We start from the raw sequence: 12,694 nt of genomic DNA, 5'->3' as shown, positions 1-12,694 counted from the left end.
ACGCACGCCATTCCTGCTATCCTTGGTTTATCACGAGAGAGGAGAAAGTGATGTATCCTGTTGACTTACATATGCATACTGTTGCGAGCACGCACGCTTACAGTACCTTGCATGACTATATTGCCGAGGCGAAACGTAAAGGGATTCAGCTCTTCGCCATCACCGATCATGGCCCGGACATGGCCGATGCGCCCCACTATTGGCACTTCGTGAATATGCGTATCTGGCCGCGCGTTGTCGATGGTGTGGGTATCCTGCGCGGTATTGAATCCAATATTAAAAATATTGCGGGTGAGATTGATTGCACCGGGCCGATGCTGACGTCGCTGGACTTTATTATCGCCGGGTTCCATGAGCCGGTTTTCGCGCCGCAGGACAAAGAGACCCATACTCAGGCGATGATCGCGGCGATGGCGAGCGGTAATGTGCATATGATTTCACACCCGGGAAACCCTAAATTCCCGGTGGATATTCCCGCCATCGCGGCGGCGGCGGCGAAATATCATGTGGCGCTGGAAATCAACAACTCATCGTTTGTCAGCTCGCGCGTCGGCAGTGAACATAACTGTCGGGCTATTGCCGCAGCGGTTCGTGATGCGGGGGGCTGGCTGGCCCTGGGCTCGGACTCGCACACCGCGTTCACGCTTGGTGAGTTTACCGAATGCCAGAAGATCCTTGATGCGGTTGATTTCCCGCAGGATCGGATCCTGAACGTCACGCCGCGACGTTTTCTGAATTTCCTTGAGTCGCGCGGGATGCCGCCGATTCCTGAATTTGCTGAATTTTAACGACTAACTGGAATAATTGAATGAACGAGTTTTCTATCCTCTGCCGCGCGCTGGGTTCTCTGTACTACCGTCAGCCGCAGGATCCGCTGCTGGTGCCGCTGTTTACCCTGATTCGGGAAGGCAAGCTGGCGGCAAGCTGGCCGCTGGAGCAGGATGAACTGCTGGCTCGTCTGCAAAAAAGCTGCGATATCCAGCAGATTGCTGCCGACTATAACGCGCTGTTTGTGGGTGAAGAGTGCCGCGTGCCGCCGGTGCGCAGCGCCTGGGTAGAAGGGGCGAGCGAAGCGGAAGTGCGTGCGTTCCTCAGCGGTCAAGGTATGCCGCTGGGGGAGAGCCCGGCGGATCAGATGGGGACGCTGCTGCTGGCGGCTTCATGGCTGGAAGACAACGTTGAAGATGATAATGAGGCGCTGGAAACCCTGTTTGCCGACTATCTGTTACCGTGGTTTGAAACGTTCCTCGGGAAGGTCGAAGCTCATGCCACGACCGCCTTCTGGCGTACGATGGCACCGCTGACCCGCGAAGCGATTGCGGCCATGTGGGATGAGCTGCAGGAAGAAGCTAAAGAGTGATTTAAGTCACGCTTTTGATGAAAATGAAATGTATATGATGAGCATAATGTGCTCGTGATCTCATCATAACGGCGGGCATCTGCTAAGATGCTCGCCATGAACGTTATCTTAGCTATCGCAATCACAACAGGCATTCTCTCCGGTATCTGGGGATGGGTGGCCGTGTCTCTCGGACTCTTGAGCTGGGCCGGTTTTCTTGGCTGTACGGCCTATTTCGCCTGTCCGCAGGGCGGGCTGAAAGGGCTGGCTATTTCCACCTGCACGACCATGAGCGGGGTTGTCTGGGCGCTGGTGATTATCTACGGCAGCGCATTAGCGCCGCATCTGGAGATTGTCGGCTACATGATGACTGGCGTCGTGGCATTTCTGATGTGCATTCAGTCTAAGCAGCTGCTGTTGTCATTTGTCCCCGGCACGTTTATTGGCGCTTGCGCTACGTTCGCAGGACAGGGCGACTGGCGCGCGGTTGTGCCGTCGCTGCTGGTGGGGTTGTTGTTTGGCTATGCCATGAAAAACAGCGGCCTATGGCTGGCGAATCGTAAGGCGGAACGTAAGCAAACGGAAGAATCGGCGCTATAACGGTTCAGACATGACGAAGACAAAACGGCGGCGGGGGAATACCCTGGCCGCCGTTTTTTTGTCACGCGATCTTAATGTTTGAAGTTATCGTTAGCCCAGGAAACGGCCTGTGTGCGGTTTTTGACGGCTATTTTCTTAAATAAATGATAGAGATGCGTTTTAACGGTACTCTCACTAATAAAGAGCGCACGGGCGATCTCAAGATTGGAGGCACCGATCCGCAGCTTGTTCAGGATCTCTTTCTCGCGATAGGTGAGAATAGTACTTTCCGAATTATCATAGCGATAGTTACCGGAATGCATAATAAGATAGCTTGCTAATTTACGTGAAAAGTAGCATTCGCCTTCCATCACCTTTTGCAGCCCTTTGACCAGAAAGTGTTCTTCATCATGTTCATAGAATATGCCGCTGATGTGCGGCCATGCCTCGATGTCGGGATAGGAGTACTCTTCTGGCGTGTTGAACAGCAATAATTTTGCACCGTTGTTCAATTTGCACAGCGCTTCCTGCCAGGCCTTCATTAACCGTCTATCGGTATCCATCATATCGAAAAGGATAATGCCCGGGTCTAAATTATCAATGTTAACTAGATGAATATTAACAATTTTAATTTCCATCCTGAGTAACTTTTTCAAATTCTGCGACAGGGCACAAGACTGTAATGAAGGCCTTGTGACTAAGGAGAGAGTCTGGTTTGTCGAGGTAAGCTCTTTTGCCATGATGAGTCCCCAATATAAATTATGCAGCAGGCAAATATTATCAAATCATCTATTTAAGCACTGCTGAAATGTGGTTGCTGTATGGATGAAGTGTTTCAAATAAGAGAATTAAAACTAAAGTTTCTTAATTTAAAATTTAGACGCTGATAAACCTAAATCAAGAAATAATCATGAAACATAATGTAAAAATAAATTACAAAATGTAAATAAGGCCGATTTATTAAGTTTTTAACCTGCATTCTTAATGATCATACATATTGCGCCTTTATATTTTATTTTGTTATTATTCAATATGATATCGGCTGATTTATTTTAAGTAATATGATCGCATCAGACAATTTGTGTGATGATTGCGTGTGACCTTAAGCACTTTTCAAACTTTTGTTGAATCGTCTTCTTTATAACGTGTTGTTTTCCGTGTGCGTTATTCGGTTAGCCTCTCTGGGGATTTATTAATACTAAAGGTTGACTTTTTGAAAATAAATCAACCTTTGTTATGAGATCGCCACGCCAAACTGGTATGCATACTCATCCATATAGCATCGAGTCACTCAGTATTATCGGTGTGGTAAACATAATGCAGCTTTCCTTCGATATTTCTAACATGGCGGGGTGGTTTGTTTTCAAAAGTATGATGAGCTAACCGAATACAGATAAATGGGATGCGGTCTGCACTACGGGTTTTATTTAAATTCGTGGCGAGGATTATTATACCATCAAATACTGTGCGTAATCTTTTTTCAGATTGTGCCGGGCAGCTATCAACTTATTTTTGGCCATTATTTTCTTCTTTCGACATTGTCTGCGATAACGGATTGAAAGAAAGACCATTATCTGCAGATTGGCTTTTATCTATATCGTCAGAATGCTAGGTCATTTATCAATGGGTGTCGTGATTATCACCAGTTCTATTTTGTTTATATTGCAAAATAATCGATTGTTACGGCAATAGCATACAGCAACTTATAACGTGTGAAAGGGTTCATCATGAAAATGAAGCAACTCGCCATCATTATGGCGCTCACCGTTTTATACCCTGCGACGACTATATATGCCGTAGCTGCAGGTGAGAATGGTAATAACGACAACCGCGGTCAAAATTCAAATAACCGGGGGAATGGCAACGACAACGGAAATGGCGGAAACGGTCAGGATAACGGTCAGGGCGGAGGCGGCAATAGCGGCAGCGACCATGGAGGCGGCGGCAACGGAGGCGGCGGCAACGGCGGTGGTGGCGACCATGGAGGCGGTGGCAACGGAGGCGGCGGTAACGGCGGTGGTGGCGACCATGGAGGCGGCGGCAACGGCGGCGGTGGTAACGGCGGTGGCGGCAATGGAGGCGGCGGCAACGGCGGCGGTGGCAACGGAGGCGGCGGCAACGGCGGTGGTGGCAATGGAGGCGGCGGTAACGGCGGCGGCGGCAATGGAGGCGGCGGCAACGGAGGCGGTGGCAACGGAGGCGGTGGCAACGGAGGCGGCGGTAACGGCGGCGGCGGCAATGGAGGCGGCGGCAATGGAGGCGGTGGCAACGGAGGCGGTGGCAACGGAGGCGGTGGCAACGGAGGCGGCGGCAATGGAGGCGGCGGTAACGGCGGTGGTGGCGACCATGGCGGCGGCAACGGCGGTGGTGGCAACGGAGGCGGTGGTAACGGCGGTGGCGGCAACGGAGGCGGTGGTAACGGCGGTGGCGGCAATGGAGGCGGTGGTAACGGCGGTGGCGGCAATGGAGGCGGCGATAACGGCGGTGGTGGCCAAGGCAGCGGCGGTGGCGATCACGGCGGTATGGGTGGTGGCCAGGGCGGCAGCGACGGTGGCGATCACGGTGGTATGGGTGGCGGCCAGGGCGGCAGCGGCGGCGATCACGGCGGTATGGGTGGTGGCCAGGGCGGCAGCGGCGGCGATCACGGCGGTATGGGTGGTGGCCAGGGCGGCAGCGACGGTGGCGATCACGGTGGTATGGGTGGTGGCCAGGGCGGCAGCGGCGGCGATCACGGCGGTATGGGTGGTGGTCAGGGTGGCAGCGGCGGCGATCACGGTGGTATGGGTGGTGGCCAGGGCGGCAGCGGCGGTGATCACGGCGGTATGGGTGGTGGCCAGGGCGGCAGCGGCGGCGATCACGGCGGTATGGGTGGTGGCCAGGGCGGCAGCGGCGGCGATCACGGCGGTATGGGTGGTGGCCAGGGCGGCAGCGGCGGCGATCACGGCGGTATGGGTGGTGGCCAGGGCGGCAGCGGTGGCGATCACGGCGGTATGGGCGGTAATGGCGGCGGTCAGGGTCATAACCCGTTCGGTGGTCATGATAACCACGGTGGCAACGGCGGCGGCAACCAGGGCGGTGGTGATAACCACGGCGGTATGGGCGGCGGTCAGGGTCATAACCCGTTTGGCGGCCATGGTAATCACGGTGGCAACGGCGGCGGCGGCAACCAGGGCGGTGGTGATAACCACGGCGGTATGGGCGGCGGTCAGGGTCATAACCCGTTTGGCGGCCATGGTAATCACGGTGGCAACGGCGGCGGTGGCAACCAGGGCGGCGGTGATAATCACGGCGGTATGGGCGGCGGCCAGGGTCATAACCCGTTTGGCGGTCATGGTAATCACGGTGGCAATGGCGGCGGTGGTAACCAGGGCGGTGGTGATAATCACGGCGGTATGGGCGGCGGCCAGGGTCATAACCCGTTTGGCGGTCATGGTAACCACGGCGGTAATGGCGGCGGTGATGATAATCATGGCGGCGGTCACCACGGCGGTAACGGCGGCGGCGATGATAATCATGGCGGCGGTCACCACGGCGGTAACGGCGGCGGCGATGATAATCATGGCGGCGGTCACCACGGCGGAAACGGCGGCGGCGATGGTAACCATGGCGGTGGTCACCACGGCGGAAACGGCGGCGGCGATGACAACCATGGCGGTGGTCACCACGGTGGTAACGGCGGCGGCGGCAACAACGGCGGCGGTAACAACGGCGGTGGCAACAATGGCGGCGGTAATAACGGTGGCGGTAATAACGGTGGCAGCAATGGTGGTAGTAACGTCGGCGGGGTTCAAACAACCAGCGGAATTACGGGCACCACGGTGACGACGACCGGAAGACAATCAAGCGGTAACAACGGCGACAGGTCGCGCTCCGGCTTGTGCAACCAACCGGGTGCTATTGGCTGTAACTTCCGCTAATTGAGCGATAACGCTTTATCGTTAACAAAGCATCAAGACAGATCGTTAGTAAAAGGCCGTAACCCAAGCGTTACGGCCTTTTTTTGTCGTTTGCACGGCAGGCATAAAGTATATGGTTCAGTTGCCGATAATGAGTCTAACTATATAAATTTTCTATATAAAAAGAGATTGCAATTGGCAGGCTTGGTTACTATTGTAAACATAATGTTTACAAAATGTACTAACTAACCATTTCTGCTTCGGGACAGATCCTGCTCAGGGACGATCTCAGATAAACGGGGAGTTACCATGCAAACATTTACGCGCATTTTCATTCCGATCGTTTCACTGCTGTCTGTTTTTACAACCGGAGCGCTGGCGGCAAACAGCGGTGTTATCCATTTCCGTGGGCAGATTGTCGAATCCCCCTGTGATTATCAAACCCTACCGGGCAAAGTGGGGGTCAGCTGTTATCAAGATGGAAAAACTCAGCACCAGTCGGTTCCCATCCATACGCTGCTGGACGGGCGGCAGTTCGTGAATGAAAAAAGCACCGCCAACCTGCGCTGGATTGATAAGGATAAAAAAACAGCAGTCCTCACCGTGGAATACAAATAGCCGAAACGAAATGACGAGTCGCGTTGTCTATGGTAGATAATCGATTTGTCTGAGTGAGAGGATAGTAAGCATGGCCGAACGAATTCAGGTGCTGCAGGGGGATATCACCACCCTGGAGGTGGATGTTATCGTCAATGCAGCCAACCCTTCGTTAATGGGCGGTGGCGGCGTTGATGGTGCGATTCATCGCGCTGCCGGGCCGTCGTTACAGGAAGCCTGCGCGGTTGTGCGTCAGCAGCAGGGGACCTGTCCGACGGGGCATGCGGTGATTACGCATGCGGGAAACCTGAAAGCAAAAGCCGTGATTCACACGGTCGGGCCGGTGTGGCAGGGGGGCGGTGAGCAGGAAGCATCGTTGTTACAGCAGGCGTATTATAACAGCCTTCAGCTGGCGCTGGATAATGGCTATCACACGCTCGCCTTTCCGGCGATCTCAACGGGCGCTTATGGCTACCCGCTGAAGGCGGCAACGGAAATCGCCGTCAGCACGGTGGCGGCATTTTTGACCCGCCGTAGCCTACCGGAGACGGTCTATTTCGTGTGCTTTGATGACGCGACCACCCGGTTGTATCGGGAGGTACTTGGCCAGACGAGAATCCCCGTTCTGGCCAACGATGCGAACACTTAGTGGCTGGCAGCCTGGGTTTTCGTCACCTTTTGCTGCGGTTTACCGGAAAACAGGAAACGCAGCAACGGGATACGCAGGTGAATTTCATAGAGCACCAGCGCACAGCCGACCACAAAGACCAGCCCCGTCAGGAAGCCGAGTGAGTTTGAGCTGATGCTCGGCATAATCCATGCGCCATAGAACAGCGTTAGCGGATGGTGTACTAAATAGATAAATAAGGAAGCATTCACGAAATAGGTCACGCGGGCAGACTGGAAATTGAGCATGCGGTGACCGAACGAGAACACGACGTTCACCATCCACAGCCCCAGCACCATCGTAATCAGGTATTCCGTTTCATACATCCATGCGTCGCCAGAACCATAGTGCTGGTTCAGGCGGTAGGCGATAAAGCCGAGCAGCGCCGCGACGATGCACCACGGTGACGGGGTGGTGAACAGGGTTTTGAGCTTTGGATGAATAAAGGCCAGCGCGCCCAGGATAAAGAACGGCACGTAAAATAGCGTCTGCATCACTACAAAGTTGAACAGCCCATCGCTCAGAATCGGCGGATAGACGATGAAAATGGTGCGACGGATGGCGGCGTAGAGCAGGCCAAGCAGCAGAAACATGACCGTCAGTTTGCCCATCGTCATGTTATCGAACAGATCCGCGCGACGGCGCGTCTGGCGACGGCGCATAAAGCGGAAGGCCATAATCCCGAGCGTGGTGAGCACCACCAGCACAAGCAGGAACCACAGGTGTGACACCAGCTCCCAGGCCAGCGTATTATATTTTTGGTAAAACGTCAGCGTATGCCACGTTTCCGTCTTACCCTTAACGTATTGCAGCATCAAAAATTGCGGCAGCGTGAGCAGCGGAATGGCGGTTAGCATCGGGATACCGACCCGTTCCACGCGAACTTTCCACCATTTTTTCAGCGGGTAACGCAGAAAAAGCATGTAGGAAAAGTAGCCGGAAATGACAAAGAACACCTGCATGCGAAACGCGTGCACAAAATCGTTAAACAGCGTCAGCCACCATGACGGCGTCGGGCTGTTCATATGCCAGGTGTGGGTCGAATACAAAAGTGAGATGTGAAAGGGGATCCCCAGCAGCATCAGCCAGGCCCGGATCGAGTCGAGAAAATATTCACGCTGTGCGGGTTTGTTATTCATAGGGTTAGGTACGATTCTCAGACTAATCGCCTTACAGCGTAAGGTGATAAAGTTTACATTCGTTGGCAACCCTACACGAACTCTGGTTACCTGTCTCCAGGATAAGCACGCAAAGTGCAAAGCGCAGTTAACAGTTGCTTACTCGATAAGCCACCGCGCTCAACAATACGGGGATTATGTTGTCGGATAGCTTGAATTTCCAGTAAAATGGATCGGATCGATTTAAGCACACAAAGGGGGAAGTGCTTAGTTATATGAAACAGAAACCACAGATGATGAAACTGCGTTGGTTAGGCGCAGCCGTAATGTTGTCCCTGTGTACTTCATCTGCATGGGCATTCAGTATTGATGACGTTGCAAAGCAGGCTAAAACGCTGGCGGGCAAGAGCTACGAAGCGCCAAAAAGCAACCTGCCTTCCGTCTTCCGCGACATGAAATACGCGGACTACCAGCAAATCCAGTTTAATCACGATAAGGCATACTGGAGCAAAGTTAAGACCCCGTTTAAGCTCGAATTCTACCATCAGGGTATGTATTTCGACACGCCGGTGACGATTAATGAAGTCACGGCAACCTCCGTGCGCAAAATTAAGTACAGCCCGGACTACTTCACGTTCGGCGATGTTCAGCATGACAAAGATACCGTGAAGGATCTTGGCTTCGCGGGCTTCAAAGTGCTGTACCCGATCAACAGCAAAGACAAAAACGACGAAATCGTCAGCATGCTGGGCGCTAGCTACTTCCGCGTGCTGGGTCAGGGCCAGGTTTATGGTCTGTCCGCTCGCGGTCTGGCGATTGATACCGCCCTGCCGTCCGGCGAAGAGTTCCCGCGTTTTCGCGAATACTGGATCGAGCGTCCGAAAGCGACCGACAAGCGCCTGACGATTTATGCGCTGCTGGATTCCCCGCGCGCGACCGGTGCTTACCGCTTCGTGGTGATGCCGGGCCGCGATACCGTGGTTGACGTACAGACCAAAATTTATCTGCGCGATAAAGTCGGTAAACTGGGCGTCGCGCCGCTGACCAGCATGTTCCTGTTCGGGCCGAACCAGCCTTCGACCACAACCAACTATCGCCCGGCGCTGCATGACTCTAACGGTCTGTCTATTCATGCCGGTAACGATGAGTGGATCTGGCGTCCGCTGAACAACCCGAAACATCTGGCCGTCAGCAGCTATGCGACCGAAAACCCGCAGGGCTTTGGCCTGTTACAGCGTGGCCGCCAGTTCTCTCGTTTCGAAGATCTTGATGACCGCTACGATCTGCGCCCAAGCGCCTGGATCACCCCGAAAGGCGATTGGGGCAAAGGCACCGTTGAGCTGGTAGAGATTCCGACCAACGACGAAACCAACGATAACATCGTTGCATACTGGACGCCGGACAAGCTGCCGGAAGCCGGTAAAGAGATGAACTATAAGTACACCATCACCTTCACCCGTGACGAAGACAAACTGCACGATGCGGACAGCGCATACGTGATGCAGACGCGTCGCTCCACCGGTGATGTGAAGCAGTCGAACCTGATCCGTCAGCCGGACGGTACGCAGGCGTTTATCATCGACTTTACCGGCGCGGATATGCGCAAAATGCCGCAGGACACGCCGGTAACGGCGCAGGCCAGCATCGGTGATAACGGTGAAATCGTTGAAAACAGCGTTCGCTACAATCCGGTGACCAAAGGCTGGCGTCTGACGCTGCGCGTGAAGGTGAAAGATCCGAAGAAAACCACTGAAATGCGCGCTGCGCTGGTCAACGCTGACCAGACGCTGAGTGAAACCTGGAGCTATCAGCTGCCTGCAAATGAATAAGACAACGAAGTATATCGACGCACTGTCGCTTACGGATGCAGAAAAAGCGGCGCTCCCGGACACGACGTTGCGCGCCGTGCACGAAGCGCTGGATGACGAGCATCAGGCTTTTCCACGCGATGACGACACGCCGCTGGCGTCCGTGAAGGCGCGTCTGGAAGAGGGCTGGCCGGACTCCCTGGGCGGCGAGCAGCTTATCAAAGACGACGAAGGGCGCACGCAGCTGCAGGCGATGCCGAAAGCAACGCGCTCTTCTATGTTCCCGGACCCGTGGCGGACCAACCCGGTCGGCCGCTTTTGGGATCGTCTACGTGGTCGCGATGTCACCCCGCGCTACCTGTCTCGTCTGACCAAAGAAGAGCAGGAGCATGAGGCGAAATGGCGTACGGTGGGTTCGTTACGCCGTTACACCCTGTTGATCCTGACGCTGGCGCAGACCGTCGTCGCCACCTGGTATATGAAGACCATCCTGCCGTATCAGGGCTGGGCGCTGATTAACCCGGCCGATATGGTCGGGCAAAATCTGTGGGTCTCCTTTATGCAGCTGCTGCCATATCTGCTGCAAACCGGGATTCTGATCCTTTTCGCCGTGCTGTTCTGCTGGGTCTCCGCCGGTTTCTGGACCGCGCTGATGGGCTTCTTACAGCTGCTGATAGGTCGCGATAAGTACAGTATTTCTGCGTCAACCGTTGGCGATGAGCCGCTAAATCCAGAGCACCGGACGGCGCTGATCATGCCTATCTGTAATGAAGACGTCTCTCGCGTCTTCGCCGGCCTGCGTGCGACCTGGGAGTCGGTGAAAGCCACGGGCCAGCAGAAGCACTTCGACGTGTATATCCTCAGCGACAGCTACAATCCGGATATCTGCGTTGCGGAGCAAAAGGCCTGGATGGAGCTGATTGCCGAAGTGCAAGGGGAAGGGCAGATCTTCTATCGCCGCCGCCGCCGTCGCGTGAAGCGTAAAAGCGGTAACATCGATGATTTCTGTCGTCGTTGGGGTAACCAGTACAGCTATATGGTCGTGCTGGACGCTGACTCGGTGATGTCCGGCGACTGCCTGACTAACCTGGTGCGCCTGATGGAAGCGAATCCGAACGCGGGGATCATCCAGTCTTCGCCGCGCGCTTCCGGTATGGACACCCTGTACGCGCGCTGCCAGCAGTTTGCTACCCGCGTCTACGGGCCGTTGTTTACCGCCGGTCTGCACTTCTGGCAGCTCGGTGAATCGCACTATTGGGGGCACAACGCCATCATCCGCGTGAAGCCGTTTATCGAGCACTGCGCGCTGGCGCCGCTGCCGGGCGACGGTAACTTTGCCGGGTCGATTCTGTCGCATGACTTTGTTGAAGCCGCGCTGATGCGTCGCGCAGGGTGGGGCGTATGGATCGCCTACGACCTGCCGGGCTCCTATGAAGAACTGCCGCCGAACCTGCTGGACGAACTGAAGCGTGACCGCCGCTGGTGTCAGGGTAACCTGATGAACTTCCGCCTGTTCCTGGTGAAAGGGATGCACCCGGTTCACCGTGCGGTGTTCCTGACCGGCGTGATGTCCTACCTGTCTGCGCCGCTGTGGTTTATGTTCCTGGCCCTGTCGACCGCACTGCAGGTGGTTCACGCCCTGACCGAGCCGCAGTACTTCCTGCAGCCGCGTCAGCTGTTCCCGGTATGGCCACAGTGGCGTCCTGAGCTGGCGATTGCGCTGTTTGCATCGACCATGGTGCTGCTGTTCCTGCCGAAACTGCTGAGTATCATCCTCGTATGGTGCAAAGGGTCGAAAGAGTACGGCGGTTTTGTGCGCGTGACGATCTCTCTGCTGCTTGAAGTCCTGTTCTCTGTGCTGCTGGCGCCGGTACGTATGCTGTTCCACACCGTGTTTGTGGTCAGCGCGTTCCTCGGCTGGGAAGTGGTCTGGAACTCGCCGCAGCGTGACGATGACTCTACGCCGTGGAGCGAAGCCTTTATGCGTCATGGTTCTCAGCTGCTGCTGGGGCTGGTATGGGCGGTCGGGATGGCGTGGCTGGATCTGCGCTTCCTGTTCTGGCTGGCGCCGATTGTGTTCTCGCTGATCCTCTCGCCATTCGTGTCGGTGATTTCCAGCCGTTCCACTATGGGGCTGCGCACCAAGCGCTGGAAGCTGTTCCTGATTCCGGAAGAGTACAGCACGCCGAAAGTGCTGGCCGATACCGAAGCCTATCTGGAACAGAACCGTGCGCGCGTGCTGGACGATGGCTTTATGCACGCGGTGTTTAACCCGTCGTTTAACGCCCTGGCCACGGCGATGGCCACCGCGCGTCACCGCGCGAGCCACGTGCTGGAGATCGCTCGCGATCGCCACGTCGAGCAGGCGCTGAACGAAACGCCGGACAAGCTGAACCGCGATCGTCGCCTGGTACTGCTGAGCGACCCGGTCACGCTGTCGCGAATGCACTATCGTGTTTGGGCCGCACCGGAGAAATACTCCTCATGGGTGGCCGAGTACGATAAGCTGACGCTGAACCCGCTGGCGCTGAAAGCCAAATAGCGCGGCGCTTCTCTGGCGTCGGTGTTGTGCCTCGTCCGGGCTGCCGGTTAGTAGCCCGGGCAAGTGTGGCACCGCCAGAGAGGGCTCTGAGCCATTGTTTGCCGCAAAAAATACCGGCCATCAAGCCGGTATTTTTTTGTCTGTTTAA

The 12,694-nt window shown here is 55.4% G+C and carries 10 protein-coding genes; 7 read left to right on the top strand and 3 right to left on the bottom strand.

Going from position 1 to position 12,694, the window contains the following annotated elements:
* Positions 1-50: 50 nt before the first annotated feature.
* The 3 genes from H7R76_RS14775 to H7R76_RS14765 all read left to right on the top strand — a co-directional run bounded on the left by H7R76_RS14775 (position 51) and on the right by H7R76_RS14765 (position 1,939).
* Positions 51-788, top strand: a complete 738-nt coding sequence (locus H7R76_RS14775) for a phosphatase (protein WP_182965634.1) — start codon at positions 51-53, stop codon at positions 786-788.
* 20 nt (positions 789-808) lie between these two features.
* On the top strand, positions 809-1,360 hold the full coding sequence (locus tag H7R76_RS14770) for a TorD/DmsD family molecular chaperone (RefSeq protein ID WP_182965632.1): 552 nt from the start codon (positions 809-811) through the stop codon (positions 1,358-1,360).
* A 96-nt stretch (positions 1,361-1,456) separates the two neighbouring features.
* Positions 1,457-1,939: a DUF1097 domain-containing protein gene (locus H7R76_RS14765; RefSeq protein WP_182929111.1), complete on the top strand. Its 483-nt coding sequence runs from the start codon at positions 1,457-1,459 to the stop codon at positions 1,937-1,939.
* Positions 1,940-2,010: 71 nt separating this feature from the next.
* Here H7R76_RS14765 and csgD read toward each other — a convergent pair whose 3' ends face one another.
* Both csgD and H7R76_RS14755 read right to left on the bottom strand, forming a co-directional pair.
* The gene (gene csgD / locus H7R76_RS14760) at positions 2,011-2,658 is read right to left on the bottom strand and encodes a biofilm master transcriptional regulator CsgD (RefSeq protein WP_106926250.1); all 648 of its coding nucleotides are present in this window, start codon (positions 2,656-2,658) and stop codon (positions 2,011-2,013) included.
* A 1,101-nt stretch (positions 2,659-3,759) separates the two neighbouring features.
* Positions 3,760-5,709, bottom strand: a complete 1,950-nt coding sequence (locus H7R76_RS14755) for a hypothetical protein (protein ID WP_182965630.1) — start codon at positions 5,707-5,709, stop codon at positions 3,760-3,762.
* A gap of 414 nt (positions 5,710-6,123) precedes the next feature.
* Between H7R76_RS14755 and H7R76_RS14750 the strand changes: the two genes are divergently transcribed.
* Together H7R76_RS14750 and ymdB are read left to right on the top strand one after the other, a co-directional pair.
* Entirely contained in the window at positions 6,124-6,432 is a 309-nt protein-coding gene (locus H7R76_RS14750; RefSeq protein WP_182965628.1) for a YmdA family protein, read from the top strand.
* Between the two features lie 70 nt (positions 6,433-6,502).
* Positions 6,503-7,060 carry an O-acetyl-ADP-ribose deacetylase gene (ymdB, locus tag H7R76_RS14745; protein WP_106926254.1) on the top strand — a complete coding sequence of 186 codons (558 nt, stop codon included), beginning with the start codon at positions 6,503-6,505 and terminating at the stop codon, positions 7,058-7,060.
* Here the strand turns inward: ymdB and mdoC are convergent.
* A complete protein-coding gene (gene mdoC / locus H7R76_RS14740; protein ID WP_106926256.1) occupies positions 7,057-8,217 on the bottom strand; it encodes a glucans biosynthesis protein MdoC in 1,161 nt (386 codons plus the stop codon). The genes ymdB and mdoC overlap by 4 nt on opposite strands.
* Positions 8,218-8,471: 254 nt before the next feature.
* Between mdoC and mdoG the strand changes: the two genes are divergently transcribed.
* Positions 8,472-10,025 carry a glucans biosynthesis protein MdoG gene (gene mdoG / locus H7R76_RS14735; RefSeq protein ID WP_106926258.1) on the top strand — a complete coding sequence of 518 codons (1,554 nt, stop codon included), beginning with the start codon at positions 8,472-8,474 and terminating at the stop codon, positions 10,023-10,025.
* Complete coding sequence (gene mdoH / locus H7R76_RS14730) at positions 10,018-12,546, top strand: glucans biosynthesis glucosyltransferase MdoH (protein WP_106926260.1); 2,529 nt, start codon at positions 10,018-10,020, stop codon at positions 12,544-12,546. The genes mdoG and mdoH overlap by 8 nt, the downstream gene beginning before the upstream one ends.
* The last annotated feature ends 148 nt before the right edge of the window (positions 12,547-12,694 follow it).

Source organism: Klebsiella sp. WP8-S18-ESBL-06, assembly GCF_014169755.1.
Lineage (GTDB): Bacteria > Pseudomonadota > Gammaproteobacteria > Enterobacterales > Enterobacteriaceae > Kluyvera > Kluyvera ascorbata_B.
This window is presented reverse-complemented; position numbering and strand designations above follow the sequence as displayed.

Bases quoted from the DNA above. Each gene is read 5' to 3' on its own strand.
- csgD (WP_106926250.1), bottom strand. From the start codon at position 2,658: ATGGCAAAAGAGCTTACCTCGACAAACCAGACTCTCTCCTTAGTCACA.
- H7R76_RS14775 (WP_182965634.1), top strand. From the start codon at position 51: ATGTATCCTGTTGACTTACATATGCATACTGTTGCGAGCACGCACGCT.
- mdoG (WP_106926258.1), top strand. From the start codon at position 8,472: ATGAAACAGAAACCACAGATGATGAAACTGCGTTGGTTAGGCGCAGCC.
- H7R76_RS14770 (WP_182965632.1), top strand. From the start codon at position 809: ATGAACGAGTTTTCTATCCTCTGCCGCGCGCTGGGTTCTCTGTACTAC.
- mdoH (WP_106926260.1), top strand. From the start codon at position 10,018: ATGAATAAGACAACGAAGTATATCGACGCACTGTCGCTTACGGATGCA.
- H7R76_RS14750 (WP_182965628.1), top strand. From the start codon at position 6,124: ATGCAAACATTTACGCGCATTTTCATTCCGATCGTTTCACTGCTGTCT.
- H7R76_RS14765 (WP_182929111.1), top strand. From the start codon at position 1,457: ATGAACGTTATCTTAGCTATCGCAATCACAACAGGCATTCTCTCCGGT.
- ymdB (WP_106926254.1), top strand. From the start codon at position 6,503: ATGGCCGAACGAATTCAGGTGCTGCAGGGGGATATCACCACCCTGGAG.
- mdoC (WP_106926256.1), bottom strand. From the start codon at position 8,217: ATGAATAACAAACCCGCACAGCGTGAATATTTTCTCGACTCGATCCGG.